This window comes from Pseudoalteromonas sp. H103 (assembly GCF_001469205.1).
GTDB classification, from domain to species: domain Bacteria; phylum Pseudomonadota; class Gammaproteobacteria; order Enterobacterales; family Alteromonadaceae; genus Pseudoalteromonas; species Pseudoalteromonas carrageenovora.
Genome location: NZ_LOFG01000006.1, coordinates 58498 through 84079, shown reverse-complemented (window position 1 = coordinate 84079; position 25582 = coordinate 58498). Strand labels below are relative to the sequence as shown.

Genomic DNA, 25582 nt, shown 5'->3' with positions numbered 1-25582 from the left:
TTTACACTGTATTGAACCGGCATTGAATGATTTGTTGAAATCAAATAATTAAAAGTAGAGTTTAAAATGAAATTATCAGTAGAGATCAGTAAATACCCGCTTCATCAAGATTACATCCCGTTTATTAAAGGCTTTATTGACCGCTTAAATGAATACGACAATTTAAAAGTAATCACTAATACGCTTTCTACACAAATTTTTGGTGATTACGATTTAGTTATGCAAGTGCTTAATACCGAAATTAAACGCTCGTACGAAGAGTTTGGTAAGGCAATTTTTGTATGTAAGTTTTTATCTGGCGATTTATCTCCAGAGTAATCGCTCCTATTTAATTTGTATTAAAAACGGTAACCGCACACATGGACTTTTTAACGCAAACCTTAAGTGGTTTTACAGCAATGTCGCATTGGGAATATATTGCGGTAGTGTTGTCTATTGCTTATTTATTGCTCGCAATAAAAGAGAGCTTATGGTGCTGGCCTGCCGCTTTTCTAAGTACACTTATTTATACCATAATGTACTGGAATGGCGCGCTACTTATGGAGTCCTTGCTTAATTTTTATTACATGTATATGGCTGTATTTGGTTGGGCTGTGTGGCGTAAAGGTAAAAAAAATAGCTTAAGTATCACATCGTGGTCGATTGACCGTCACGCTAAACTTATAGCCACTACAAGCGCTACGGCTATTGTTATTGGCTACGTAATGCAAAATTATACCCACGCTGATTTTGCCTACCTAGATAGCTTTACTACTTGCTTTGCCGTAGTGACCACTTACTTAGTTGCTAAAAAGGTACTCGAAAATTGGTTATATTGGATAGTCATAGATGCAGCCTCAATGTATCTATATTACGAAAAAGGCTATTATCCAACGCTAGCGCTCTTTGTTTTTTATACTATTATGGCTGCTTGGGGCTTTAAAACCTGGTACGAAGAATACGAGCAGAGCCAAGCTAAGCCACTGGCACAGCTTTAGTTAATGATTGAGTATACTCAGTTAGTAAAAGTGTGTAGTGCGTTTATGGAGCCTTTAAGCATTGTTTCAACCGAACGATTGCTTAATGGCTTTAGTAACGATAATTTTTTAATACGCACTCAGCAAAGCGCCTATTTATTAAAATGTTATAAAACGCAGTGGCCAGCAATTGGCTTACAGGCGCAGCAAGAACTAAGTAAGCAATTTATTTGCCCAAAACCGATATGGACAGATAAAAAAAATAACTACGCGGCTTTTAATTATATAGAAGGCGACATTGCTCAAAATAATACCCAGCAAAACCTCATTAGCAAACTTGCTAAAGTGCATGCTTACCCTGTAAAAACGCCGCCCATGAACATAGCTCAAGAGTTGCTTTACTATCAGCAAAGCGATATATATAAACATCACCAATTACAAATAGAACATGCTTTAAAAAGCATTGCCAAAATGCCTTACAGTGAAGGGTTTTGTCATAATGATTTAGTAAAAGACAATATTATTGTGAATACTTCGGGTATGTACTTAATTGATTTTGAATATGCTCAAACCAACGATATTTACTTTGATTTAGCTGCACTGGCAGTTAGCTTTAATTTAAACGAGCAAAGTAGAGAAGCGTTATTAAACAGTTATAAAACCTACTTAAAAAAAGAAGGTGAGTTTTATCACTCGACAGAGAAACTTGATTATTACAGCGTGTTATTTTTAGTGTTATGTATTGGTTGGTATGAGCAGCGCGACATAAATACAAAATCTGTAGGGTTACGCGCGCAACTAATTAAACTTTTAAAGACTTTATAATGCGATTACAGGCCACCAAAGCGCTCAGCTAATTCTTTATATTTTGCAACTTCTGCTGAATCAAATTGTGGCTCGCCGTTTTCATCTTCTGATTTTGCTATTAGTAAACTCTCGCGAGCAAGACGTTTTACACGCTCAACTTTCACACCTAAAAATTCAGCTGTTTGCTCTGTAGACATTAAACTCATAATTATTTCCCTCGTATTAAATCAATTCGTATCACAATAACCATAGTAATAATGTTGCTAAAGCGTTACTGCTTTTTACCGAATATGAATAAATAGCGTGTTTTTAAGTCATTGTGAAGTGTTTTATTTAAAACAGCTTAATTAATAAGCATATAAGCTGATGTTACTGGTATTTATTTAAAGATCTCTTTATTATTGCTGATGCTAAAGCACTGATATCGCGAGTTGGTGTGGCGGCACAAATGTGCTCTCGTGGTGAAATGGATATCACGTGGCCCTCCGGAGGCTGAGTTGTAGGTTCGATCCCTACCGAGAGCGCCATTTGATTAAAGCTTTTGTGCAATATATGTTTTTATCTTCTTACTTTATAAAACCTTCCATAAGTAATCCTTTGTAGTTATTTATTACTGCATGCAACTCAAAAACTAGACTTTTAAGCTTAATTAATGCTATTTAAGGTACATATTCTCAAACTGTAAAAAATCCTGCCTTTATGCTAATTACTTTGCCTATATCTGAGCTTACCCCTGGTATGTACGTCGATAGCGTAACTAAACAGCACGAAGGCATTAATAGCATTAAAATTAAGACCAGTGGTTTAGTGCGAGATAAATCAATTATTCAGCGTTTAGTCGCTGAGGGGGTGTTAGAGCTTCTTATTGATTTTACTAAAGGCGATGCGGCTATTCCCGCTAAATACAAGCCGAAAAATAAACCTAAAACCTTTAATAGCCAACAAAAAGCTGAAAAAACACCTATAGCAATAACACTTGAGCAAGAATTTGCCAAAGCGAGTGTTAATTACGATCAACAAGGGCGTAAGCTACAATCGCTTTATGGTGATTTAACCTCTGGGCTTAGCTTAAATGTTAAGGTGCTTGATGAGATAGCGAGTGAGATAGTGAGCTCGGTATTTCGTAATGCAAACGCAATGTCTATCCTGACCCGCATTAAAGATAAGCATAGTTATAACTGGCGACACATGATCAATTGCGCCATTTTTACTGCAGTATTTGCTAAGTACCTTGGTTACAAAGAGCCTTTAGTACAAGAGTTGGCTATGGGCGCATTACTTCATGATTTAGGCCAAGCAAAGCTCCCACAAGGTATTTTTTCAAAACCAAGTAAAGTAACCAATAACGAGCTTGTTGCTATAAAAAAGCATGTTGCACAGGGTCTTGGTTTAGTTAAAGGTGAAAAAGGCATTACACCGCTTATGCTCGATATGATAGTAAATCACCATGAACGGTTAGATGGCTCTGGTTATCCACGCGCTATACAAGGTGATAAAATAAGCCGACCAGCACGTATTATGGCAATTGTAGATGTATATGATGCAATGACTGCCGATAGACCGCATCAAGATGGTGATGAGCCGATTAATGCGCTACGTTACTTATTAGCTAATAAACAAATGTTTGATGCCGAGCTGGTACAGCACTTTATTAAGTGCTTAGGAGTGCACCCCGTAGGGACAATAGTAAAGCTGACTAACGATCGTTTAGCGCTAGTACTTGAAGGTAATAAGCTTAATCCTATAAAGCCTAAAATTAAGCTATTTTATAATGCTAAGCATAGCCATCATATAACGCCAAAAAACATTGATTTAAGTGAGCACACCCACGACATAAAAATACTAGCAAGTGTAAAGCCACTCGACTATCAAATTAATTTGTCTCGCTTGTTAAAAGAGCATTTGCTGAATTAGTTTTACTACATTGCCTTTTTTTACTTTGCTTAGCCGAAATAAACGCCCCTAAAAAGCAACTTCCCATTAAAGTTAACCATATTAAAGTGCCTAGCTCTACATGAAGCGCAATGCAACACAACGCTAAAGAAACCAATGCATTTAACATGGCTCCTAGCCAATAATGATTTACCGGGTTATCACATTGCCCTGCTTGTGTGCATGCGCAATAATTTGCTTTATAGAAGCAAAATACACTTGCACCACAAAATATTAGTCCTGCAATAATAAGTGAAATGATCACAGCGTTACTTCCTTAGTGATTTTATAAAGAGTGTAATTTGCTCTATATTTCAAGTCAATCTAAATGATAATTAATTACAATTAGAGCTTTAACTCTAATAACACATTTCTCATCCGATGAGTTTTAAATAGTTGTTAAAATGTCGTTAAATAACATGTTTTTTGCTGTTTTTTGACGCTTTCATAGGGTTTTTTACAAAAAATTAAGGTAGTGTAGCAAAGTTTCAAATCCTAATAACAACACACATAGCTACCCAAACAGTAGGTTTGGTTAAGGACTCAACAATGAAATTTTCTAAAACGCTTATTGCAGCCTCGCTTGCATTTGTTTCGGCTGATACTTTTGCAGCCGCGTTTCAATTATCAGAGCAAAATGCATCGGGTTTAGGCCGTGCATATGCTGGTGAAGCATCTATCGCAGACGATGCGTCTGTAGTTGCACGTAACCCAGCACTAATGACTTTATTTAAAGACAAGCAGCTAAGTGTTGCTGCTATTGGCGTAATTCCAGATGTAAGCTTAGAAGGCGAAAGTGCTCCAACAGGTATTGATGAGTCATCATTAGATGATGATAGCATTGCCCCAAGTGCAGTGGTACCAGCAGCTTACTTCACTATGCCTTACAACGATAAAGTATCAATTGGTTTTGGTGCGTTTTCTAATTTTGGTTTATCAACAGATTTTGAAGATGATTACTCAGCAGGTCAAATTGCTGGTAAAACAGAAATCTTCACCGTTAACTTAAATGCAAGCGTTGCCTATAAAGTAACTGAAAAATTTAGCTACGGTATTGGATTAAACGCAATTTACGCTGATGCAACAATCGTTCGTCATGCAGGTTCTGGTTTACCATTTGCTGCAAGCACTGAAGTTGTTAATTTAGAAGGTGATGATACAGGTTACGCTTTAAATGTTGGTTTAATGTACCAGCTAGATGATAATAGCCGCTTTGGTTTTAATTATCGTACTGAAACAGATATTACATTTGAAGGCGACTTTTCTAGTGCTCTACCAACAGAGTTTGGTGGTACTAGTGGGGTGAAATACCCTGGTTCTGTTGATATCACGCTTCCTGCAATAGCCGAGTTTTCTGGCTCACACCAGCTAGATGACAAGTTAGGCTTACATTACAGTGTATTATGGACAGGTTGGAGCAGCTTTGAGTCACTAGAAGCACAAGTAACAGCTCCAACTGGCGATAAGTTTAGCGCATTTAATAAAGATGAAAGCTTCTCTGATTCATACCGTTTTGCTGTTGGTTCAGATTACCAATATAACGAAAACTTATTACTTCGTGCTGGTGTAGCATTTGATGAATCTCCAGTTTCACAAGATCACCTATCGATTTCTATCCCAGATACCGATCGTTTTTGGTTCTCGTTTGGCGGTAACTACGCAATTGATCAAAGCTCAAACGTTGATCTTGGTGTAAGTATTATCCGTGGTAAAACTCAAAACTTTGAAGAGGAAGGGTTTGAGTTTGAGTCTAAAGGCCACGCGGTATTACTTGGCGCTCAGTACAACTACAAGTTCTAATATAGAAGTGCTTTGTAGTTAAATGCAAGGTACAAAAAAGCCGCTCACTTATTAAAGTGAGCGGCTTTTTTAATGCCTATTAAATGATGTTAATAGGTATTCTTATGAAAGCTTATAAGCTTTCTATTTTAGTTTTTTGCTCAAGTAGCTTAGTTTTAGCATCGGTGAATTCAGCTAATTTAGCGTTTTCTTTTGCAAGTACGGCTTCAGGTGCATTGTTTACAAACTTTTCGTTAGCTAGTTTGTTTTGCACTTGTGCTAGGCCTTTTTCTGCTTTTTCGAGTTGCTTGTTAATACGTGCAAGCTCGGCTTCAACATCAATTAAGCCCGCCATAGGGATCATAATTTCAAGGTTGCCAACATAAGAGGTTGCACACGCTGGTGCCCCGTCTTTGTTTTCAAGCATTGTAAACTCTTCAAGTTTAGCAAGTGATGCTAAGAATGATTTGTTCTGCTCAATGCGGCGTACATCATCGCTTGATGCGTTGGCAAGTAATAAGCTAAGCGGTTTACTTGGGCTAATATCCATTTCACCACGAATATTACGAATAGCTAAAATGAATTGTTTAACCCACTCTAAATCGTCCATCGCTTGTGCATCAACGCTTGCTTCATTATAAACAGGGAAGCCTTGTACCATAATGCTAGTGCCTTTAGTTTCAAGGCCTGCAAGTGGCGCTACACGTTGCCAAATTGTTTCTGTGATGTATGGCATCATTGGGTGCATTAAGCGCAGTAGGCTTTCAAGTACAGTGATTAGCGTGTGACGCGTACCACGTTGTTGTGCTTCATTACCTTTGAATAATACCGGCTTAGTGAGCTCTAAGTACCAGTCGCAGAACTGGTTCCATGTGAATTCATAAAGTGTATTAGCGGCAAGGTCAAAACGGTAGTTATCTAAGTGCTCAGTATACGTTTTAACGGTCGCTTCATACTGGCCTAAAATCCAGCGATCAGCTAGCGAGTACTCTTTGGCTGCATCGCTTGTAAAACCACAATCTTGTTCTTCGGTATTCATAAGTACGTAACGGCTAGCGTTCCATAACTTATTACAGAAGTTGCGGTAACCTTCTAGGCGGTTCATATCCCAATTGATATCGCGACCTGTTGACGCCATTGCTGCTAATGTAAAGCGCAGGGCATCGGTACCGTGTGCTTCAATGCCGTTATCGAAGGTTTTACGAGTATCTTTTTCGATTTTTTTAGCGACTTTTTCTTGCATCAAATTACTGGTGCGCTTGGTTACTAAGCTCTCAAGGTCGATACCGTCAATCATGTCGATTGGATCAAGTACGTTACCTTTTGATTTTGACATTTTATCGCCATTTTCATCGCGAATAAGACCGGTAACGTAAACAGTTTTAAATGGCACTTGTGGCTTGCCGTTGTCATCTTTTATAAAGTGCATGGTCATCATGATCATACGCGCCACCCAGAAAAAGATAATATCAAAACCGGTTACCAGCACGTCAGACGGGTGGAAAGTTTTTAAATCATCGGTATTTTCAGGCCAACCTTGCGTTGAGAACGTCCAAAGCGCAGACGAGAACCAAGTATCAAGTACATCTTCGTCTTGGCTTAGCGCAACATCATCAGCTATATTATTTTCGCGGCGTACTTCAGCTTCATCACGACCAACAAACACATTGCCTTCGCTGTCGTACCAAGCTGGAATACGGTGACCCCACCAAAGTTGGCGTGAAATACACCAATCTTGTACATCGTTCATCCACGAGAAGTACATGTTTTCATACTGCTGTGGCACAAACTGAATATCGCCATTTTTAACCGCGTCTTTTGCAGGCTCAGCAAGCGGAGCAACACGCACATACCATTGGTCGGTAAGAAGTGGCTCAATGACCACACCAGAGCGGTCGCCATAAGGCACTGTTAACGCATGGTCTTCTATTTTTTCAAGTAAACCAAGTTCTTCAAATTCTGCGATAATCGCTTTACGTGCAGCAAAGCGATCAAGCCCGTGCAAGCGCTCTGGAATTGGCGCGTCAAACTCAAGCTCTTTACCGTCAAAGGTGTATGTTTCACCTTGAGTAAGGATAGCGGCGTCTTTATCGAAAATGTTGATCATCGGCATTTGATGACGCTTGCCAACTTCGTTATCGTTAAAGTCGTGCGCTGGCGTTATTTTTACACAACCTGTGCCTTTGTCTTTATCAGCGTGTTCATCTGCAACAATGGTGATACGACGATTTACGATAGGCAGTAAAATCTCTTTACCAATTAAATCTGTGTAGCGCTCGTCATCTGGATTAACCGCAACACCTGAGTCACCTAGCATGGTTTCTGGACGTGTTGTGGCTACGACAATGTAGTCTTTGCCGTCTTGTGTTTTAATGCCATCGGCTAGTGGGTAACGTAAGTTCCACATGTGGCCTTGTTTGTCTTTGTTTTCAACTTCAAGGTCTGAAATAGCCGTGTGTAATTTTGGATCCCAGTTTACTAGGCGCTTACCGCGGTAAATTAGGTTTTCTTTATGAAGGCGTACAAAGACTTCTTTAACGGCTTCAGATAGGCCATCGTCCATAGTAAAACGTTCACGGTCCCAATCAACCGATGCGCCAAGACGTCGAAGCTGCTTAGTAATTGTACCACCAGATTCGTTTTTCCATTCCCAAATTTTATTAATAAAATCTTCGCGGCCTAAATCGTGACGTGTTTTACCTTCTTCAGCGTGTAGTTTACGCTCAACCAACATTTGCGTTGCAATACCCGCGTGGTCAGTACCTACTTGCCATAATGTGTTGTTACCTTGCATACGTTTAAAACGCGTTAGGGTATCCATTATAGTATCTTGGAAGGCGTGGCCCATGTGCAAGCTACCAGTAACATTTGGCGGCGGGATCATAATCGAATACGGTACGCCTTGGCCAGATGGCTTAAAGTAGCCTTTTTGTTCCCAGTCTTGATATAGAGACTGTTCAATATCTTGCGGATTGTAGGTTTTATCCATTACACAGAACCTTAAATAAGTACTTAAATTAGTTGGTTAGTTTGCCTGATTGGCTAGCTATTTATATCTTGCGTGGTGAGATTGGCACCGAGTTGGCGTAGCTTTTTAAAACGCTCGCGGGCTGCTTGTTTAGCAGCAGGTTCTACGGGGACAAAATCAAAAACTTGGTTAAATCGACGAATATAATCCGGTAACTGGGTAGCCAAGTTAATTAAAACTTTACGGTTGCCAACAGGTGGCGTAATGCCAATTTCTACAGGTGCGCCGCCTTTTGGGCCTTCACCTTGTAAATTATGTGGCACAAAACTATCTGGGTCGAATGCCCAAATTATTTCATCAATGGCACAGGCCGTTTCGTTATCGTTTACACAAATAAATACACGCTGCCCATTTCGATACTGATCGGCCGCAACTTGTGCAGCCAAAGCAAAATGATCATCAGCCTGGGCTTTAGACTCATCTTGTTGCTTTAGAACGAAAAATTTAGCGTTCATGTTCATTGTATCGGGGTTTCCCATGACATTGAATGTATACCAAGTTGATATACTTAAATTAAGAGGCAGATTTTGCCATATAACCGAGTTTGCTTCAATTAATACACAAATAAATAAGGCGCCAAATGGCGCCTTATAAAGAGCTATTTTAAACGGTATGTTTAATCTTGAGCGGCTTCACTTACACCGGCTCTATTTAATAAATACTGAGTAAGCATAGGAACAGGGCGGCCAGTTGCGCCTTTTTTAGCGCCACTGCGCCATGCAGTACCGGCTACATCTAAATGTGCCCAGTTGTACTTTTTAGTAAACTTAGATAAAAAACACGCTGCGGTAATTGTACCTGCAGAGCGCCCGCCTAAGTTTGTAAAGTCGGCAAATGGGCTATCTAGTTGATCTTGATAGTCATCCCACAGTGGTAACTGCCATGCACGGTCGCCACTTTGCTCAGAGGCTTTTAATAAGTCATGCGCTAGCGGGTTATGATTTGAAAGTAACCCTGTAGCATGAGCACCTAATGCCACAATACACGCACCCGTTAGTGTGGCTACGTCAATCACTGTATCTGGGTCAAAGCGTTCAACGTAAGTAAGTGCATCACATAATACTAAGCGCCCTTCAGCATCGGTATTAAGTACTTCAACAGTTTGACCCGACATAGTTGTTAAAATATCACCTGGGCGATATGCATTAGAACTAGGCATGTTTTCACAGCCGGCTAAAACACCAATTACGTTAATAGGTAACTGCATTTGTGCCAGTGCGCGCATTGCGCCAATAACACCTGCTGCACCACCCATGTCGTATTTCATTTCATCCATGGCCTCGCCAGGTTTAATAGAAATACCGCCTGAGTCAAACGTTAAACCTTTACCTACAAGTACAATTGGCGCTTGGTCATCGCTTGCGCCTTTGTAGTTAATAATCGACATAATAGATTCGTTATCACTACCACGGCCAACAGCTAAGTATGAGTTCATACCGAGCTCAGCCATTTTTTCTTCGCCAATGATGTCAACAGTGATGTTATCAAAATTGGTAGCCAGCTCTTGAGCTTGTTCACCTAAATACGCAGGGTTACAAATGTTAGGCGGCATGTTCGCTACGTCTTTACATAGCTTGCTACCTGCTGCAATAGCTAAACCGTGCTCAATAGCGCTTTCGCCAATAGTGAGTTCGCGACGAGTAGGTACGTTAAATACCATTTTACGAAGTGGACGACGCGGGTCTACTTTTTTACTTTTCAGCTGGTTAAACGTATATAAACAATCTTGTGTTGTTTCTACCGCTTGGCGTACTTTCCAGTAGGTATCGCGACCTTTAACGTGTTGCTCTGTTAAAAAGCACACAGCTTCCATAGAACCTGTTTCGTTTAAGGTATTAATTGTTTTAGAAATAATTTGCTTATATTGCTTATCATCAAGCTCACGCTCTTTACCACAACCAACAAGCAATACGCGCTCGCTTAATACATTAGGTACATGATGCAATAATAAAACTTGCCCCGGCTTACCTTCTAGGTCGCCACGGCGAAGTAAATTTGAGATATAACCATCACTGATTTTATCGAGTTGTTCACCAATGGGGGATAACCTACGTGGCTCGTAAACGCCAACGACAATACATGCGCTGCGTTGTTTTTCTGGGCTACCACTTTTTACGTTAAATTCCATTGTCACTCCTGATTTTGAGTCATTTAAGTTATAAATAGGGGCTAAAAAATTATTTCCTAGTCTAAATTACGTAACTTATGTAGAGATAGTTTTAATTTTAGCTGACTTTACTAGACTCTTACTGTGTAATTGAACTTTATATGCTTAAGGGCTACTAATGCAACATTATATCGCGTACTTAGGTAGGATAATTAATTTTGATAGCTTATAATAATAGCCTATTTACCAATTTTAACTGGGTAAAATAGCTATTTAACTATTCAACACTCACTATTGTAGTGAAATTCCATGTTTAACAGGGGCGAGCATTGCTTATTTTCCGTTATTTGACCGCTGAGGTTTTAAAATCGCAGGTCGCCGTATTTTTAACTTTGATGACTATTTTTTTGTCGCAAAAGTTTGTTGGCATTTTAGGCGATGCGTCTGAAGGAAGTATTCCTGCTAAGTTAGTTTTATCGATGATTGCGCTAAAGCTTCCGCAACTAGCTTCGCTTATTTTACCTCTGAGTATATTTTTAGGCATTATTTTAGCCTACAGCCGAATTTACGCCGATAGCGAAATGACCGTTCTTAAAGCCTGTGGCGTAAGTGAATGGTACGTTGTACGAGTAACCCTAATTTCAAGCGTTGGTTTGGCTATATTGGCGGCTGCATTAACTATGTATATTGCCCCTTGGGCAAGCGAGCAAGAGTATCAACTAAAAGAACAAGCTAAAGCTGATGCCGGATTATCAGCGCTCAGAGCTGGGCGGTTTCAAGAAACCGGCAATGAAAAAGCCGTGGTGTTTATTCATAATATTGAAAAGGGCGGCAAAGAGCTAAACAAAGTGTTTGTAGCACAACTGCCTGATAGCGAAAAAGACAACCTAGCTCGCTTAGTATACGCCGAGCAAGGTGTCGTTGTGGAGTCAATCAGTGGTGAGCAACAACTTGTTCTTACTGATGGTAAACGCTACGAAACCGACGGTAAAACACCGGCACTTAATTTAACCGAATTTGACGGGTACAGTGTGCAAATTCGTGAACAAGAAATAGAGCACCAGCGTCGTAAATTAGAAGCCGTACCTACTAATCAGTTACTTGCTTTAAATACCTCTGAGTCTATTGCTCAGTGGCAATGGCGTATAGCTATACCACTTTCTATTCCTTTGCTTACTTTACTAGCCGTGCCATTAAGTGTGGTTAATCCTCGCCAAGGTAAATTTGCAAAATTAGTGCCTGCAATTAGCTTGTACTTAGGGTATTTCATTTTACTTAATGCCGCCAAATTTGCAGTAGAAGATGGCAAAATTCCGCCTTCAATAGGCCTGTGGTGGATACATTTAAGTGCACTCTTTATTGGCAGTTTATTAATTATTAAAGGGCGCCCGTTAGGTGCTTGGCTTAAAGCTGTTATTACTAAGCGGGAGTTAGGCGTATGATGAAAACGCTTGATTGGTATTTAGGTCGTAGTGTTTTACAAACAACCGGCTTTGCATTGCTGGTACTTGTAGGTATTAGCACCTTAATTAAATTTATCGACCAGTTAAAATCGGTAGGGCGCGGCAGCTACGATTTAATGACTGCGATGCTTTATACTTTGTACTCAATACCTGGTGATTTAGTTATATTTTTCCCTATGGCGGCACTGATAGGTGGTTTAACGGGCTTAGGCGCACTTGCCTCAAATAGTGAGCTAGTTGTTATGCAAGCAGCGGGAATGTCGCGCTTGCAAATTATTGGTTCAGTAATGAAAACCGCTGTATTTATGGCGGTATGTATGATGGCTTTAGGCGAGTGGGGCGCACCAGAAGCGCAGCTGCATGCCAAAGAAATGCGTAATCAAGCAATACATGGTGGCGATGTATTTAATGCTCAAAAAGGTGTTTGGGCAAAAGATGGCAACAACTTTATTAATATTGAAGATGTAGATCAAAACGGAAAATTAAATGGTTTGCACATGTATCACTTTGATAAATCGTTAGATTTAACGCAAATCACAAAAGCCCGTGAGGCCGTAAGCCGAGATGAAGGCTGGTTATTACGTGATGTAAATAAAGTACATATAACAGATGATGAAATTAGCAGTGAACAAATAAAAGAAGAGTTTTATCCATCGCAATTAACAGCTGAAAAGCTAGGCGTGGTATCGGTAAAACCTGAGTCGCTTTCGTTCACAGGCCTTTGGTCATATCTTGGCTACTTAAAGCAGAACGAGCAAGACACTAGTACTTACGAGTTAGCGTTATGGCGAAAAATAATGCAGCCAGTATCTGTTGCGGTTATGTTGTTAGTGGCACTGTCGTTTATATTTGGCCCGCTGCGTACGGTTACAATGGGCGCACGTATTATTATGGGTGTAGTAACTGGGATTATATTTCACTTAACTAACGAAATATTTGGCCCTGTGGTTATGGTTTACCAAATACCCGCTATTATCGGTGCTGTACTGCCAAGTGTTATATTTATAAGTTTTGCTACGTATTTAATGAATAAACGGGTATAGCTGTTTATTTATGCATTAAAAAGGGTGACCAATGGTCACCCTTTTTGCTTTTAGTTACTTTAATTAGTACTAATCAAGCTCTCGGTAAATGCGTTTATTTTCTTCTTTGGTAAGCGCTATGACCTCTGTTTTAGAGAGGTAATCTTGCAGTGCTTTATTGTTTTTAAAATCAACTAATACCAGTAAATTACCCAAACCAAGCAATGCACAAAGACTGCGAATAATAGCCTGCGGCCAGCTAATTAAGTTACCTTCAAGAGTTTGCACCTTTAAACGCCATGCACGCATACCGATCGTTTGACCGCTTTTAGTCCAAAAATAGCCAAAAAATACTAAGGTAACAATAATAAGTAGGGCACTTCTAATACTTGAAAATAATAACGATTCTTGAATAAGTGCCGACACATCTTCAGCGCCATTTAAACTAATAACATCGAGAGAAATAAGCCCTTGTACGGCAAACAAATAGAGTACAACCGTTAACATAGCAAACGCAATAATGGCTAACGTATCGTAAACTAACGAAGCAAAGCGACGCCAAAAACCAGCACGTGGAAACTCACCCGACATAAATATACTCTCACTATTAATATGCGCGCTAGTTTAGCAAAAAAGCTTACAAATACTAAGCGCTATAGTTTAGCGATACTATTTAACCTAATAATTACTTTTATAAATGTTAATAGGTGGCTAAATGTTAAGCGGTTGATCATGCTAATGTCATAAAACGCTTGCCGCTAACCCTATTGTTTGTATAATGCTTGGCATAGAGACGAAGGCACATAAATAATCCTTAGCTCTAAAGTGGTTTTTCTTTATCTTCTCGTGTTTAGAAGGTTAAAGAAAAATGACGCCAGCGTGATGAAATTGGTAGACATGGGGGATTCAAAATCCCCTTCCGAAAGGAGTGGCGGTTCGAGTCCGCCCGCTGGTACCACTTTTTATAACCTCTGCTAGTTTTAGCAGAGGTTTTTTTATGTCTGAAATTTGTGTTGGGGCGAACTCGAGCACCACTCAAGTGGCGCTAGTATCAGTTACAGTCCACCTGCTGGGTGAGAGTGAACCGAAACGAAGTTTCGCAGTTACTCGAAGTGAGTTCATGGATGAACGATGGATACTGCTTCAGGGATGAATTAAGTATTCGTAATAAAATTTGTAAAGCTGAATTCAAGCGCCGCTCAGGTGGCGCTAGTATCAGTTACAGTCCACTTGTTGGTACCACTTTCTATGACCCTAACCAAATTGGTTAGGTTTTTTTATGTCTGAAATTTGTGTTGGGGCGAACTCGAGCACCACTCAAGTGGCGCTAGTATCAGTTACAGTCCACCTGCGGGTACCTCTTTTTATAACCTCTGCTAGTTTTAGCAGAGGTTTTTTATGCCTGAAATTTAGTAGGTGAGTTCGAGCATCATTCAAAGTGACGTTATTATTTGTATTCCAAGTGCAGGTACCTTTTTATAATTCTGACCAAATTAATTAGGGTTTCTTTCTAAAATTTGGGTGTTTTGATTTAAGTGAATCTGAGAGCTCTTTTATAGTTTGCATTGCGTGCATAAAAAGAGTTATGTCAGATCCATAAAATAGTAACTGTATTTAAAAATGATGTAAGCTATAACTCAACAGCTCTTTTTGATAACACTAAATCGGTTGTTGGCTTCATTAAAATAATAAAGGAAAACAGGATGAAAAAATCACTACTTTCAGTGGCATTAGGTTTTGCTGCGCTAGGTGCGTTTAACGCACAGGCAAACCTTGATCAGCACGTTAAAAATGTAGAGCAGCAGGTAATTGAATGGCGACGCGATTTTCACCAAAACCCTGAGCTTGGTAACCGCGAAACGCGTACCGCAGGCATTGTGGCTAAACATTTAAAGTCGTTAGGTATGCAAGTACAAACCGATATTGCTTACACAGGTGTTGTTGGTATTTTAAAAGGCGCAAAGCCTGGCCCTACAGTAATGCTACGCGCCGATATGGATGCACTACCGGTAACAGAAAAAACAGATGTGCCATTTAAATCAACCAAAACCACAAATTTCCGTGGCGTTGATGTAGGCATAATGCACGCTTGTGGCCACGACACGCACGTAGCTATGTTAATGGGCGCTGCCGAAGTATTAGCAAATATGAAAGATGAATTGCATGGCAACATCATGTTTGTGTTTCAGCCTGCTGAAGAGGGCGCACCTTTAGGCGAAGAGGGCGGTGCAGAGTTAATGCTTAAAGAAGGTATTTTTACTAAATATAAACCTGACGTAGCATTTGGTCTACATATTACATCGAGCCTACATACAGGTAAAATTGGCTATCGAAGTGGGCCGTTTATGGCCAGTGCTGATCGCTTTGAAATAACGGTACATGGTCGCCAAGCGCATGGCTCAGCACCGTGGACAGGCGTTGACCCTATTGCTGCCGCTGCGCAAATTGTAACGGGCGTTAACCATATTGTGAGCCGCCAAGTAAATATAACCAAAGAGCCCGCTATTGTGTCGTTTGGTAAAATTGCCGGTGGTGTACGTAATAATATTATTCCTGAAGAAGTTGAAATGGTCGGAACTATTCGTAATTTTGATATGGATAATCGCGCGCAAATCTTTGAAAATATTAAAACAACCGCTACGCATATAGCTAAATCGTCGGGGGCAACGGCTGATGTGCATATTCACGAAGGTTACCCTGTAACGGTTAATAACCCTGAGCTTACAGCGCAAATGTTACCTAGCCTTGAAAAAGCAGCGGGTAAGCAGAATGTGCTAGAAATGGGTAAAATTACTGGCGCAGAAGACTTTTCGTTTTATGCATTAGAAATACCCAGTGTATTTGTGTTTTTAGGTGGCACGCCTGCAAACCAAGATTTAAAAACGGTAGCAAGTAACCACTCACCGTATTTCTACGCTGATGAGTCATCGTTTAAAGTGGGCACAAAAACACTTAGCCAATTAGCGGTAGATTACTTAAATAGCCACAAATAATGTCGTAGTTATCCAGCGAGTAAAGTAATTGCTGGCTGGGTATTGTTGTTTATATTAACAAGCTGCACTATGTGTGCACTTTAACCTAACACGTTTAAATTTATGTCTGATCAACCCTTTTTGGCACCTAAGCAACAACGCAGCCAGCAAACCCAAGAAAAACTATTAAAAGCGTTGCATCATAGTTTAAAAAGTAAGTTTTTTGAGCACATAAGTATAAAAGAGTTGGCCGATTACGCCGAAGTGTCGGTAGGTACGTTTTACCGTCGCTTTAAAAATAAAGAGTCGCTGCTGCCCATGTTGTATCAAGACTTTGGTATTGATTTAAATAACTGGGTAACAGAGCTTGAGACACAGAGCTATAAAAACCTAGACGATGTAGTTAACACTCTATGTCATAAAACGTATGTGTTTTTATCATCACAGCAGGGAATATTTAGAACACTGCATTTAAATTCGCGTTTGCACAGCGAGTTATTAGGCACCGATAAACACATAAACAGACGAGTTATTTATCAGCGTTTAGCGCAATTAATTACCCAAACAGATACTAAAGTAAGCGAGGCGGCAGCAAGTACGGCGGTATTTTTAATTGTTAGCTCATTGCTTGATAAAGTGCTTTATCACGATTTAACGCCTGCGATTGCTTGCCCTTTAAGTGCAGCGCATTACGCAGAAGAACTACCTAAAATTGTGTTAGCTTATTTAGGTTAAACACCTTTAAACATGCTCAAGGAGAGTAAAATGAAAATTACTGGAAGCTGCTATTGTGGTGAAATTAAATACCAAGCAGAATCTCAAAACAATAATGCACTTATTTGCCATTGCAGCGATTGCCAACGTATGTCGAGCGGTCCATTTAGAGCCGTTATAATTGCAGAGCCAAACTCGGTTGTGTTTACCCAAGGCGAGCCAAAAGAGTTTGTTAAAACAGCCCAAAGTGGTAACAAGCGTGCGCAGGGATTTTGTGGCACATGTGGTACAACACTTTATGCTACAAATGCAGAAAAAGAAGGTCGTGTTTATGGGTTGCGTATTGGTGCGGTTGATCAGCGCGATGAGTTTAAACCGTCTGCACAAATTTGGTCACAATCTACGCTCGCGTGGCTAAACGATTTACACAAAGTGCCGGCCTTTGAAACTACACCTCAATAAACAGGTAGGCTATTAATGAAAACACTGATAAAAACAGCCTTATTAGCAAGTGTACTACTTACCGTTTTTGCGCAGGCAAAATCCAGAAATGTCGACTTTTTAAATACAGGCAAAGCGAATCCTAACTTGCCATTTTCGCAAATAGTAAAAGCAGGTAATACGCTTTATATGTCGGGACAAATAGGGATTAACCCTGCAACCGGTAAGTTAGCAGCGGGTGGTTTTGAAGGTGAAGCTAAGCAAACTCTTGAAAATATTAAGCGCACTTTAGAGCTGCATAACTACAGCATGAGCAATATTGTAAAGTGCACGGTTATGCTGACCGACATAAGCGACTTTAAAGCGTTTAACGCTATTTATACGCAATATTTTAGTGCGCCGTATCCTGCACGTAGTGCCTTTGCTGTTAAAGCGTTAGCCCTTGATTCTTTAGTAGAAGTTGAGTGTATAGGCTCACTTTAAATTTAAAAAGTAAGTTTTCTGAAATTTTTTTAGCCAAATGACTGTCTATTTATAAGTCAGTCATTTGGAGGAAAATATGTGTAGTTCACCTAAAAGCAGCCGAGCAGTTAAAAAATCAGCCATTAACTTTAATGACGAGCTAACCCAAGAGCAGCGCCTGCGTTTTGCAGCAAAAGCTAATTTAGCACAAGAGCGCCGCGCACAGCGCGAAGCTACTCATAAACGCTATGAGAAAAAATATACCCCTGTAAAAAAGCCAGCAACGGGCTTGTTCTCATGGTTACAGCAGTTAGTAAGTTAGTTACAGCAGTAAAAAATTAACTGTTATTAAGCGTGGTATTTTTACCGCTAAACCATCCGCATATAGCACATAACACGCCCGCAACAGCACATAGCCACAATGGCGCACTCCAGCTCCCTGTTGCAGTATGCAATGCCCCTGCAACCATAGGGCCAATAGCCGCCAGCAAATAACCAATACTTTGTGACATACCCGAAAGCGATGCCGCTTGCGTGGAGTCATCAGTACGTAGGCTAATAAACGATAGCCCTAAAATAAAACACGCTCCAGAACTAAAACCAAGTAGTAGTGTCCATACCAAGGCAAAACTTGGCATATACAACAAACCAAGCGCACATGTTGCACTAAGTGATGCAAGTATAAAGCTAAGTGCGCTTTGATCTTTGAGCTTGGCAAGTAGCGGTATAAGTACAAGCCCAGGTATGGCGGTCGCAATTTGAAAAGCCCCATGATAGGCGCCTGCTTGCGTAGCGCTTTGGCCCGCTTCGGTTAAAATGCCCGGCAACCACGTAATGATGATGTAGTTTAAAAACGAATTTAAACCTAGCAATAGTGTAATTTGCCATGCAAGAGCATAACGCCAAATGCTTTTAGTCAGTGTTGAGGTATGTGCTGTTTGTGTAGGTTTTGTGTGTTTATTTAATTGCGCCATCCATACAATTAAAGTGGTGACTGTAATAAGCGTACTTGCGCCTAAAGCAAACTGCCAGCCCAAGCCTTCATATTGGCTAAGCGGGTAAACTAACGCTGAAAACCCACCCGATGTAACGCCCATAGTAAGTACATAAGCAGAGGTCATAACGGCGACTTTTGCGGCAAAGTCACGTTTTATTAAACTCGGTAATAAAACGTTAGCTATAGCAATACCAGCACCAATAATAGCTGTGCCAACAAACAACATTATTGACGAATTAAACACCCGCCCAGCAATACCCATTAATATTAAAAATACAGCAAAAAACAAAGTGCGCTCAAGCCCTTGGCGTTTAGCTAGGCTTGCTGCCATGGGCGATATAATCGCAAATGCAATAAGCGGTAACGTGGTGATAAACCCCGCCTGCGAAGCGGTTAAACCAAAGTGCGCAATTATTTGATCAAGCACTGGCGCAACACCTGTAAAAGGTGCACGTAAATTGGCGGCAATAAGTAAAATACCTATTACCAGTAGTATGCTCGAAAAGCGCGACGTGCCAGTATTGCTTTGAGGTGTGTGTGTCATTATTAAAAATAAGTTAGCTAATTATTGGCGCTAGTATAATTAAATCGGCACTATTATAATTTAGCTATACTGACATTAAATTGCTAAAAACAGACAAAACTATGTTTGAACCTAAAGGGTGGGGCTATCTGCAAAATTATGAGCATATGGTGCAGCCCATAATTGCCAAAGTAGATACCGCACAAGGCAGTAAAGAATACCCTTTACATACTCACCCAAAGGGGCAATTAATATTAGCGCTTGATGGCTATGTAACCTGCGAAGCGGCAAATAAAATGTGGATGGTGCCAACTCACAGCGCTATTTGGGTGCCTGCTAATACGTGCCACAGTAATCGCGCATCAGATAACGCTAATTTATGCTTTGTATTTATTGATGCCAACCTAAAAGGCATGCCCACACACACTTGTACTTTGGCTATTACTTCCCTCGTTAAAAGCTTAATGCTTAAGCTGGCAAGCGAAAACCAAGCTTATAGCGAAGGAGATAAAACCGCGCGTTTAGCCCAAGTATTGTTTGATTTATTAATAGAAATGCCAGCGCAGCCGCTTGATTTTGCGCTTTCTAAGCATGTAGTTATACAAACCATGAGCCGGGAGTTAATTGAGCATCCCAATAACCGCAAAACCCTTGCACAATGGGCAGTGCAATTTGCGTTAACCGAACGTACGTTGGCACGACTTATAAAAAAGCAAACCGGCATGACCTTTGGTAAGTGGCGAACGCAACTACATATAATTACCGCGCTGCAGGCACTTTCAGATGGGCAAAGCGTACAGCAAGTGTCGGAGTTATTAGGGTATGAATCGGTGAGTGCGTTTATAACTATGTTTAAAAAGGTAATGGGAAAATCGCCCACTAAATACTTGGGCGATTTAAATTAAGCTAAATGTGTGCTTTACCAAGTATACGTGGCTGAGAGCATTGCGTTACGTGGCTTACCAGGAAAGTACCTGTCGCCAGTAAAACTAGTGAAATCGGCACGCTCTGCGTAAGCTTCGTCGGTAAGGTTTATTACACGGGCAAGCACTTCTAGGTTATTGGTAACTTGCCATTTAGCGCGTAAGCTTAAAATATCATGGCCCTCGTAGCTATGAAGGTTTTCTGGGTCGGTATAGTAACTACTTACGCTATGCCATTGCAGTGCAAGCGCTAGGTTATTAAAGGCTTGCCAATTTAAATCAAGATTAGCAATGTTGCGCGGCGCAGTATCTACCTCGTTGCCGTTAATATTTAAGCCACTCACTAACTGGTTATTAGTATACGTATGCTTTGCATGTGTACCTGCAAATTGTAAGTTAAGTGTTTTACTTAATGCGTAATCTACTTCAAGCTCAATACCTCTGTGGCGAGAGCTGCCATTATTAACGTTAAAAAAGTCGCTATCGCGATAAATAGTGTTGTGCTTACTCATGGCATACACAGCCAATGCATAACTCACATCGCTGTAATATCCTTTTAAGCCAAGCTCGACATTATTAGCTATTTCTGGGTTTAAATTAGCGGTGGTTTGTTCGCGTTGTAATTGATATAGCTCAGCCGCTTGGGGCGCTCTATAGCCACGCGAAAAATTAGCATATACGGTATTGTTGTTATTGACCTTATAGCTTACACCTAGCTTAGGCGATATATTGCTAAAACTATTTTTACCACTAGCTGGGCGGCTATAGCGGCAACCGCCAAAGCCACATTCACTGCCATCATCTTTTGTACGGCCAGTAAGCATATTATTAGTGTAATCGTACTGCATATGCTCATATCTTAGGCCGGCGCTAATAAACCATTTATTTAATTGCCAATCAATAGATGCAAATGGCGCATACAGTGTTGCGTTTACGTCGTAATCGTAGTGTTTGCCTTGCGGTACTGTGGCAACTAAAAATGCAGAGCCCTGAGTTGGTTCGTTTTGGCTTTGTGTAAAATCGCTGCGGGTATATTCGCCATCAAGCCCTAGGTTTACTTTTATATTACTTTGTAAATTGTGCTGATAAAGAGATTGCACCCCAAAGCCTGTTTGGCTATTAGTTTCAAGTGGGGTGCCGGGTAAAAAGTGCTTAAAAAAGTCCATGCTTTGGTCGCGCACATAAGGCGTAATAGAAAGCACATTCCCGTTTTTTAATTGCCACTGGGCATTGCTCCACGCTCTAAATGAGCGGGCTTTTCTAAATGCATCGGGGTCAAAGTTTTGCTGTGCTATGTCTTCGTTTTTATAGCTTTCAAAACCCGTTATAAAGCCCGCTGTTTGCTGATCTAAATCTGTGTATGTAAGGCCAGAGGTAAGTAATAGGTTTGAACGCTCAAAGCGGTGGCGAATATTTACTTTTTGCTGTTTTACGCTCTCGTCGTCGCGATAACCAGTATCGTCAGTCACACTTGCGTTAATGCCAATCCCACTGTTGCCGTAGTCTTTCCCTGCGCGTAATTTATAACGAGCATAACCGTATGATCCATAGTCAAGCCCTAGCAATCCGCCGCCTTGGGTGGTGTCAGGCGTTATTACATTAATAACACCATGCACGGCATTAGAGCCATAAAGCGCAGAGCCCGGGCCTTTTAATACTTCAATACGCTTTGCCATTTCGCTATGCGCTTCAAATAGCTCGTTTATATTACAAAAGCCCGCAGCGCGAAGTGGTATGCCATCTTCAAGGGTGAGTATGCCGCCACATGCTGCCGCGCCCGAAAGTACAGGCGAGCGAAGTGCAGGTAAATACTCTTGCCCGTTACCACGTTGTACATTTGCGCCAGCAATACGCTGTAATGATTCTTCAACATGAGTTGGCGCAATACTGTTTAATTGCGCCTCAGATAAGGTGCTAATAGTAAGAGGAAGGGGTGTGGCAAGTGCTTCTGTACGCGAGGCGGTGGTTGTTATCGTTTCTATAGCATCATCGTTTTGATTATCAGCAATTGCAACATGGCTTAGTGGCAATAATAGCGGCAAAAAATAAGGTTTCATACATTCCTTTAAGGTAAGTAACGCTTTATTAACGCCATGGTAAGGTGTTTTAAACAATTTTTAAACCGATTGCGTTAAAGTGTGCGAACTCTATAAACCCTATACGTTATCGATAATACAAAGCACGCCAGTGCAGGCACCACTAAAGCGAGTATTGAGTAATACTCAAATAAAATAAACCCAGTAATACCGCCAAATAAAAAACCAATAATAATAAGTAAAAACATTACACCTTTTCGGCTATCAAAGGTTTCCCCTTTAAGTGCTTTACCTATCATTAGGCCAAGGTCGGTAAAAATTCCGGTTAAGTGAGTAGTACGCACTACGGCGCCGCTATAATTAGTGGCTAATGCATTTTGTAAACCACACGCGGCGCTGGCAAGTGTAATGCCATAAACATAAGACTGGTCGAGCAAATAAGCACTTAAAAGTAGTAAAAGGCCTTCAATAAATAACAAAGTGTCGTAATGTCGGCCAAGCTTTAACGAGCCACCAGTGAGTAAAAAGCCAGAAAGCGCCGAGCCCAGCATAAAGCTTAAAACTATACTCATTAGTAGTAACGCAGCAGAGGTACTGTTCATTAGTTTTATACCAAGTAAAGTAACACTGCCCGAAAGGTGAGAAATAGCCTGATGCTCAAATCCTAATAACCCTACAGCATTCACAATGCCAGCAATAAAGGCGAGCGCAAACGCGCCATATTCAACCCACTGTGGTAATTTTGTAAACATTAGATATCTCGTAAATATAATCGTGGCTATTGTTTTTGATTTTTAAAACGTATTATTTGCTCATCAACCAACTTGGTGTTTATTACGCCGTGTTTAAAGGCAATATAAACAGGAAGAGCAAACTCATTTAACTGCCTAGCGGTTATGTTTTTATGGTTTTTTGCATACCATAATCCGGCCTGATAATTAGTTATTGCGTAATCAACGCGGTTTTTATCAAGTAGCTCAAAAGTGGCTTTAGTGGAGAGCGAGCGCATTAAATTACTATCATCAATATTGTAATGCGCAGCAATAATGTTTGGTAAAGCAACACCTCTCAACATAGCTATACGCGCAGCTGATAAATCCGTTGTGTTTAACTGCTCCTTGGTTTTACCAAATAAACCAAATTGGGTGATATGCAGTGGCTCACTGGTAAAGTCTAAATATTGAGTGCGCTCTTTGTTATTTGCCAGTGAAAAATAGCAATCGTAATACCCGAGTGTCATTTCTTTTTTAATGCGTGCCCACGGTAAATGCATCACATCAATGTTTAAATTTAAATTACGCTCAATAAACCTTAAGTACTCTATATCAAGGCCAGAAAAGGTATTGGTTTGCTCATCATATATTGTAAAAGGAGGGTAGTGCGTGGTTGCGCAGCGAAGCGTTTTATTAGGCGTTGCCAATAATAGCTGAGAAAAAGTTAAAGCTAAAAACACCAATACAGCGCGCATAAACACAAACCCAAAAATTTTTATAAGTATAGAACCTGAGCGCTTATTATACAGATTAATTGCTTTAAATTGTGTGATCTATGTATTTTTATATCGCGTATAAATTAAATTTTTGAGAGCCACATGTTTAACGCAGAGCAGCAATCGCGCATTATTGAAATGGCGTGGGAAGATAGAACACCATACGAGGCAATAGAGCAGTTATACGGGCTTAAATATCCGCAGCTGGTGGTATTTATGCGCGAACATATTTCAAAAGGAAGTTTTAAAGTGTGGCGCAAACGCCACGCAGGGCGTACTACAAAACATTTAAAACTTCGCGACCCTTCAATAATGCGCAGCCATTGTAAAACCCAATATAAACATCGCTAGTTTTAAACTCGTTGTTTCATACAATGTTCAGTCGTGTTTGTTAATCTTTAGGTATTAACTACACAAGAGATTATGTATGAAAGCACCTATTTATACCGCTTTAATCGCATTTGCTTTATTTTCAGTGAGCGCTGATGCAAAACCACATAAAGAAAAGCATGGTTATAAACACGGCCATACTAAGCATTATTCAAGTAAACACTATGACGATAACCACCTTTCTAAAAAAGAAGAAATAAATCTGATACGTGCAGGGTGGACGCCACCAGGCTTGAGTAAACGTTATCACCGAGGTGATTTTTTAGAGCGTGATATATATAAGCAAGGTAGAGTGATTAAACGCTCTAGAGATAATGGTACAGTAAGTATAGTAATTGACCGTACGATTATTCATATGGTCCGCGATACTCGAGAAATTCTTTCTATTTTAAGTCGTTAAGTTAACTTTATAAGGATATTTAAATGCTTATTGTATTGGCTATAATTGCAGGCTTTTTTTTACTAGTCACCTTATTACCTATGTCATACAGCCAGCATTATTTAGTTCGTAGCTGTGACTTTGTTCGTTTACAAGTTTTTTATATAGCTAGCATTGTTGGAGTGGCTTCACTTTTATTACTTTGGCAAAGCGGTAATACAGGGTATTTACTCACAGCTTTAACGTCACTCGTTATTATGGTACTACAAGGGAAATGGATTTTTCCTTATACTTGGCTTGCTAAAAAAGAAGTTAAAACAGCTTCTGTGAGCGAAGATCACAGTGTAAGAATAATGTCGGCTAATGTGCTTATGTCAAACCACAATAGCGAGCAGCTTATTTCACTTGTTGATAAGCATCAGCCTGATTTATTAATAACACTTGAAAGCGATAGCTGGTGGGAAAACAAGTTATCGGTACTAAAAAAACACTACCCATACTTTATAGAGTGCCCAAAAGACAACCGCTATGGCATGCACTTATACAGTAAATTTAAAATTCTTGATGCTCAAATATGTGAGTTAATTGAAGATGATATACCCTCAATTCATATATTGTTTGAAAACGATGAAGGCCTGCAAATGCAAGGGCACTTTATTCATCCCGCACCACCAAGCCCCACTGAAGAAGATTCATCGCGCCCACGCGACTCGGAGCTAATAATGGTGGCTAAAGCACTTAAAAACCCAACCAGGCCAACAATTGTAGCGGGCGATTTAAACGATGTGGCATGGTCGCGTAGCACCCGTTTGTTTATGCAAATAAGTGGTTTTTTAGACCCACGCAAAGGCCGTGGTTTTTATAATACCTTTCACGCGAGTTACTTTTTTATGCGCTGGCCGCTGGATCATTTATTTCACAGCCAAGGCTTTAAAGTAAAACGTATTAAGCGCCTTGCTAAATATGGCTCAGACCACTTTGCACTGCTTACCGAGCTGGTGTTTGAAAATGCTAAGCAGCATTCATTAGAAGATAAATCAGATGAGCTTAAGCAAGAAGAAATACAAGAGCTTGCTATGAGTAAAGCCGATAAACGAAAAGTACCAAGGTTTGAGGAGGGCTAGCTATTAGTTTTTAGCTGTTAGTTGAATACGTTTTAACT

Annotated in this window: 27 protein-coding genes and 2 tRNA genes; 19 read left to right on the top strand and 10 right to left on the bottom strand. The window is 40.3% G+C overall.

Features of this window, described 5'->3' with window-relative positions; translation table 11 throughout:
* Positions 1 to 66 precede the first annotated feature (66 nt).
* Genes ATS74_RS06195 through ATS74_RS06185 form a run of 3 tightly spaced genes read left to right on the top strand, consistent with a single transcriptional unit; the run spans position 67 to position 1781 of the window.
* Positions 67 to 318 (top strand): hypothetical protein, encoded by a 252-nt coding sequence (locus ATS74_RS06195; RefSeq protein ID WP_004588464.1) that lies wholly within the window; start codon positions 67 to 69, stop codon positions 316 to 318.
* Positions 319 to 359: 41 nt separating this feature from the next.
* Positions 360 to 977 carry a nicotinamide riboside transporter PnuC gene (pnuC, locus tag ATS74_RS06190; RefSeq protein WP_058548068.1) on the top strand — a complete coding sequence of 206 codons (618 nt, stop codon included), beginning with the start codon at positions 360 to 362 and terminating at the stop codon, positions 975 to 977.
* Between the two features lie 3 nt (positions 978 to 980).
* On the top strand, positions 981 to 1781 hold the full coding sequence (locus ATS74_RS06185; RefSeq protein WP_058548067.1) for a phosphotransferase: 801 nt from the start codon (positions 981 to 983) through the stop codon (positions 1779 to 1781).
* A gap of 5 nt (positions 1782 to 1786) precedes the next feature.
* On the opposite strand, the gene ATS74_RS06180 is transcribed toward ATS74_RS06185, so the two are convergent.
* Positions 1787 to 1969: a hypothetical protein gene (locus ATS74_RS06180; RefSeq protein WP_058548066.1), complete on the bottom strand. Its 183-nt coding sequence runs from the start codon at positions 1967 to 1969 to the stop codon at positions 1787 to 1789.
* 246 nt (positions 1970 to 2215) lie between these two features.
* Between ATS74_RS06180 and ATS74_RS06175 the strand changes: the two genes are divergently transcribed.
* A tRNA-Arg gene (locus ATS74_RS06175) sits at positions 2216 to 2290 on the top strand.
* Between the two features lie 172 nt (positions 2291 to 2462).
* Positions 2463 to 3677, top strand: coding sequence for an HD-GYP domain-containing protein (locus tag ATS74_RS06170; protein ID WP_058548065.1), 1215 nt, complete (start codon positions 2463 to 2465; stop codon positions 3675 to 3677).
* Here the strand turns inward: ATS74_RS06170 and ATS74_RS20095 are convergent.
* Positions 3637 to 3960, bottom strand: a complete 324-nt coding sequence (locus ATS74_RS20095; RefSeq protein WP_058548064.1) for a hypothetical protein — start codon at positions 3958 to 3960, stop codon at positions 3637 to 3639. The genes ATS74_RS06170 and ATS74_RS20095 overlap by 41 nt on opposite strands.
* A gap of 284 nt (positions 3961 to 4244) precedes the next feature.
* Between ATS74_RS20095 and ATS74_RS06160 the strand changes: the two genes are divergently transcribed.
* Positions 4245 to 5495 carry an outer membrane protein transport protein gene (locus ATS74_RS06160; protein WP_058548063.1) on the top strand — a complete coding sequence of 417 codons (1251 nt, stop codon included), beginning with the start codon at positions 4245 to 4247 and terminating at the stop codon, positions 5493 to 5495.
* A gap of 112 nt (positions 5496 to 5607) precedes the next feature.
* On the opposite strand, the gene ATS74_RS06155 is transcribed toward ATS74_RS06160, so the two are convergent.
* From ATS74_RS06155 to pepA, 3 genes are all read right to left on the bottom strand, one after another.
* Entirely contained in the window at positions 5608 to 8463 is a 2856-nt protein-coding gene (locus tag ATS74_RS06155; RefSeq protein WP_058548062.1) for a valine--tRNA ligase, read from the bottom strand.
* A 53-nt stretch (positions 8464 to 8516) separates the two neighbouring features.
* Entirely contained in the window at positions 8517 to 8963 is a 447-nt protein-coding gene (locus tag ATS74_RS06150; RefSeq protein WP_058405111.1) for a DNA polymerase III subunit chi, read from the bottom strand.
* A gap of 155 nt (positions 8964 to 9118) precedes the next feature.
* Positions 9119 to 10630 carry a leucyl aminopeptidase gene (gene pepA, locus ATS74_RS06145; RefSeq protein WP_058548061.1) on the bottom strand — a complete coding sequence of 504 codons (1512 nt, stop codon included), beginning with the start codon at positions 10628 to 10630 and terminating at the stop codon, positions 9119 to 9121.
* A gap of 308 nt (positions 10631 to 10938) precedes the next feature.
* Between pepA and lptF the strand changes: the two genes are divergently transcribed.
* Both lptF and lptG read left to right on the top strand, forming a co-directional pair.
* On the top strand, positions 10939 to 12051 hold the full coding sequence (lptF, locus tag ATS74_RS06140; RefSeq protein ID WP_058548060.1) for an LPS export ABC transporter permease LptF: 1113 nt from the start codon (positions 10939 to 10941) through the stop codon (positions 12049 to 12051).
* On the top strand, positions 12048 to 13115 hold the full coding sequence (gene lptG, locus ATS74_RS06135) for an LPS export ABC transporter permease LptG (protein ID WP_058548059.1): 1068 nt from the start codon (positions 12048 to 12050) through the stop codon (positions 13113 to 13115). The genes lptF and lptG overlap by 4 nt, the downstream gene beginning before the upstream one ends.
* Before the next feature lie 69 nt (positions 13116 to 13184).
* Here lptG and ATS74_RS06130 read toward each other — a convergent pair whose 3' ends face one another.
* Complete coding sequence (locus tag ATS74_RS06130) at positions 13185 to 13685, bottom strand: RDD family protein (RefSeq protein WP_058548058.1); 501 nt, start codon at positions 13683 to 13685, stop codon at positions 13185 to 13187.
* 282 nt (positions 13686 to 13967) lie between these two features.
* Between ATS74_RS06130 and ATS74_RS06125 the strand changes: the two genes are divergently transcribed.
* From ATS74_RS06125 to ATS74_RS06100, 7 genes are all read left to right on the top strand, one after another.
* Positions 13968 to 14052: transfer RNA gene (locus ATS74_RS06125), tRNA-Leu, on the top strand.
* Between the two features lie 121 nt (positions 14053 to 14173).
* A complete protein-coding gene (locus ATS74_RS19840; RefSeq protein WP_152996109.1) occupies positions 14174 to 14365 on the top strand; it encodes a hypothetical protein in 192 nt (63 codons plus the stop codon).
* Positions 14366 to 14797: 432 nt separating this feature from the next.
* Positions 14798 to 16087 carry a M20 family metallopeptidase gene (locus tag ATS74_RS06120; protein WP_058548057.1) on the top strand — a complete coding sequence of 430 codons (1290 nt, stop codon included), beginning with the start codon at positions 14798 to 14800 and terminating at the stop codon, positions 16085 to 16087.
* A 102-nt stretch (positions 16088 to 16189) separates the two neighbouring features.
* Complete coding sequence (locus tag ATS74_RS06115) at positions 16190 to 16801, top strand: TetR/AcrR family transcriptional regulator (protein WP_058548056.1); 612 nt, start codon at positions 16190 to 16192, stop codon at positions 16799 to 16801.
* A 30-nt stretch (positions 16802 to 16831) separates the two neighbouring features.
* Complete coding sequence (locus ATS74_RS06110; protein ID WP_058548055.1) at positions 16832 to 17242, top strand: GFA family protein; 411 nt, start codon at positions 16832 to 16834, stop codon at positions 17240 to 17242.
* A gap of 15 nt (positions 17243 to 17257) precedes the next feature.
* Positions 17258 to 17704 (top strand): RidA family protein, encoded by a 447-nt coding sequence (locus ATS74_RS06105; protein ID WP_058548054.1) that lies wholly within the window; start codon positions 17258 to 17260, stop codon positions 17702 to 17704.
* A gap of 76 nt (positions 17705 to 17780) precedes the next feature.
* A complete protein-coding gene (locus tag ATS74_RS06100) occupies positions 17781 to 18005 on the top strand; it encodes a hypothetical protein (RefSeq protein ID WP_058548053.1) in 225 nt (74 codons plus the stop codon).
* Positions 18006 to 18021: 16 nt separating this feature from the next.
* Here ATS74_RS06100 and ATS74_RS06095 read toward each other — a convergent pair whose 3' ends face one another.
* On the bottom strand, positions 18022 to 19224 hold the full coding sequence (locus tag ATS74_RS06095; RefSeq protein ID WP_058548052.1) for an MFS transporter: 1203 nt from the start codon (positions 19222 to 19224) through the stop codon (positions 18022 to 18024).
* A gap of 101 nt (positions 19225 to 19325) precedes the next feature.
* Between ATS74_RS06095 and ATS74_RS06090 the strand changes: the two genes are divergently transcribed.
* Positions 19326 to 20108, top strand: coding sequence for an AraC family transcriptional regulator (locus ATS74_RS06090; RefSeq protein ID WP_058548051.1), 783 nt, complete (start codon positions 19326 to 19328; stop codon positions 20106 to 20108).
* Between the two features lie 14 nt (positions 20109 to 20122).
* On the opposite strand, the gene ATS74_RS06085 is transcribed toward ATS74_RS06090, so the two are convergent.
* From ATS74_RS06085 to ATS74_RS06075, 3 genes are all read right to left on the bottom strand, one after another.
* A complete protein-coding gene (locus ATS74_RS06085) occupies positions 20123 to 22183 on the bottom strand; it encodes a TonB-dependent receptor (RefSeq protein WP_058548050.1) in 2061 nt (686 codons plus the stop codon).
* A gap of 74 nt (positions 22184 to 22257) precedes the next feature.
* Positions 22258 to 22914, bottom strand: a complete 657-nt coding sequence (locus ATS74_RS06080) for a YoaK family protein (RefSeq protein WP_058548049.1) — start codon at positions 22912 to 22914, stop codon at positions 22258 to 22260.
* 26 nt (positions 22915 to 22940) lie between these two features.
* On the bottom strand, positions 22941 to 23630 hold the full coding sequence (locus ATS74_RS06075; RefSeq protein WP_058548048.1) for a substrate-binding periplasmic protein: 690 nt from the start codon (positions 23628 to 23630) through the stop codon (positions 22941 to 22943).
* 123 nt (positions 23631 to 23753) lie between these two features.
* On the opposite strand from ATS74_RS06075, the gene ATS74_RS06070 reads away from it, so the two are divergent.
* From ATS74_RS06070 to ATS74_RS06060, 3 genes are all read left to right on the top strand, one after another.
* Positions 23754 to 24002, top strand: a complete 249-nt coding sequence (locus ATS74_RS06070; protein WP_058548047.1) for a TIGR03643 family protein — start codon at positions 23754 to 23756, stop codon at positions 24000 to 24002.
* A gap of 76 nt (positions 24003 to 24078) precedes the next feature.
* Positions 24079 to 24441 (top strand): hypothetical protein, encoded by a 363-nt coding sequence (locus tag ATS74_RS06065; protein WP_058548046.1) that lies wholly within the window; start codon positions 24079 to 24081, stop codon positions 24439 to 24441.
* Positions 24442 to 24464: 23 nt separating this feature from the next.
* Positions 24465 to 25544: an endonuclease/exonuclease/phosphatase family protein gene (locus ATS74_RS06060; RefSeq protein WP_058548045.1), complete on the top strand. Its 1080-nt coding sequence runs from the start codon at positions 24465 to 24467 to the stop codon at positions 25542 to 25544.
* The last annotated feature ends 38 nt before the right edge of the window (positions 25545 to 25582 follow it).

Coding starts and splice junctions, on each gene's coding strand:
- ATS74_RS06195 (WP_004588464.1), top strand. CDS start 67: ATGAAATTATCAGTAGAGATCAGTAAATACCCGCTTCATCAAGATTAC.
- ATS74_RS06095 (WP_058548052.1), bottom strand. CDS start 19,224: ATGACACACACACCTCAAAGCAATACTGGCACGTCGCGCTTTTCGAGC.
- ATS74_RS06115 (WP_058548056.1), top strand. CDS start 16,190: ATGTCTGATCAACCCTTTTTGGCACCTAAGCAACAACGCAGCCAGCAA.
- ATS74_RS06130 (WP_058548058.1), bottom strand. CDS start 13,685: ATGTCGGGTGAGTTTCCACGTGCTGGTTTTTGGCGTCGCTTTGCTTCG.
- ATS74_RS06180 (WP_058548066.1), bottom strand. CDS start 1,969: ATGAGTTTAATGTCTACAGAGCAAACAGCTGAATTTTTAGGTGTGAAA.
- ATS74_RS06160 (WP_058548063.1), top strand. CDS start 4,245: ATGAAATTTTCTAAAACGCTTATTGCAGCCTCGCTTGCATTTGTTTCG.
- ATS74_RS06110 (WP_058548055.1), top strand. CDS start 16,832: ATGAAAATTACTGGAAGCTGCTATTGTGGTGAAATTAAATACCAAGCA.
- ATS74_RS06060 (WP_058548045.1), top strand. CDS start 24,465: ATGCTTATTGTATTGGCTATAATTGCAGGCTTTTTTTTACTAGTCACC.
- pnuC (WP_058548068.1), top strand. CDS start 360: ATGGACTTTTTAACGCAAACCTTAAGTGGTTTTACAGCAATGTCGCAT.
- ATS74_RS06075 (WP_058548048.1), bottom strand. CDS start 23,630: ATGCGCGCTGTATTGGTGTTTTTAGCTTTAACTTTTTCTCAGCTATTA.
- ATS74_RS06120 (WP_058548057.1), top strand. CDS start 14,798: ATGAAAAAATCACTACTTTCAGTGGCATTAGGTTTTGCTGCGCTAGGT.
- ATS74_RS06155 (WP_058548062.1), bottom strand. CDS start 8,463: ATGGATAAAACCTACAATCCGCAAGATATTGAACAGTCTCTATATCAA.
- ATS74_RS06100 (WP_058548053.1), top strand. CDS start 17,781: ATGTGTAGTTCACCTAAAAGCAGCCGAGCAGTTAAAAAATCAGCCATT.
- lptG (WP_058548059.1), top strand. CDS start 12,048: ATGATGAAAACGCTTGATTGGTATTTAGGTCGTAGTGTTTTACAAACA.
- ATS74_RS06085 (WP_058548050.1), bottom strand. CDS start 22,183: ATGAAACCTTATTTTTTGCCGCTATTATTGCCACTAAGCCATGTTGCA.
- ATS74_RS06105 (WP_058548054.1), top strand. CDS start 17,258: ATGAAAACACTGATAAAAACAGCCTTATTAGCAAGTGTACTACTTACC.
- ATS74_RS06170 (WP_058548065.1), top strand. CDS start 2,463: ATGCTAATTACTTTGCCTATATCTGAGCTTACCCCTGGTATGTACGTC.
- ATS74_RS06090 (WP_058548051.1), top strand. CDS start 19,326: ATGTTTGAACCTAAAGGGTGGGGCTATCTGCAAAATTATGAGCATATG.
- ATS74_RS06150 (WP_058405111.1), bottom strand. CDS start 8,963: ATGAACATGAACGCTAAATTTTTCGTTCTAAAGCAACAAGATGAGTCT.
- ATS74_RS06080 (WP_058548049.1), bottom strand. CDS start 22,914: ATGTTTACAAAATTACCACAGTGGGTTGAATATGGCGCGTTTGCGCTC.
- pepA (WP_058548061.1), bottom strand. CDS start 10,630: ATGGAATTTAACGTAAAAAGTGGTAGCCCAGAAAAACAACGCAGCGCA.
- ATS74_RS06065 (WP_058548046.1), top strand. CDS start 24,079: ATGAAAGCACCTATTTATACCGCTTTAATCGCATTTGCTTTATTTTCA.
- ATS74_RS06185 (WP_058548067.1), top strand. CDS start 981: ATGATTGAGTATACTCAGTTAGTAAAAGTGTGTAGTGCGTTTATGGAG.
- ATS74_RS06070 (WP_058548047.1), top strand. CDS start 23,754: ATGTTTAACGCAGAGCAGCAATCGCGCATTATTGAAATGGCGTGGGAA.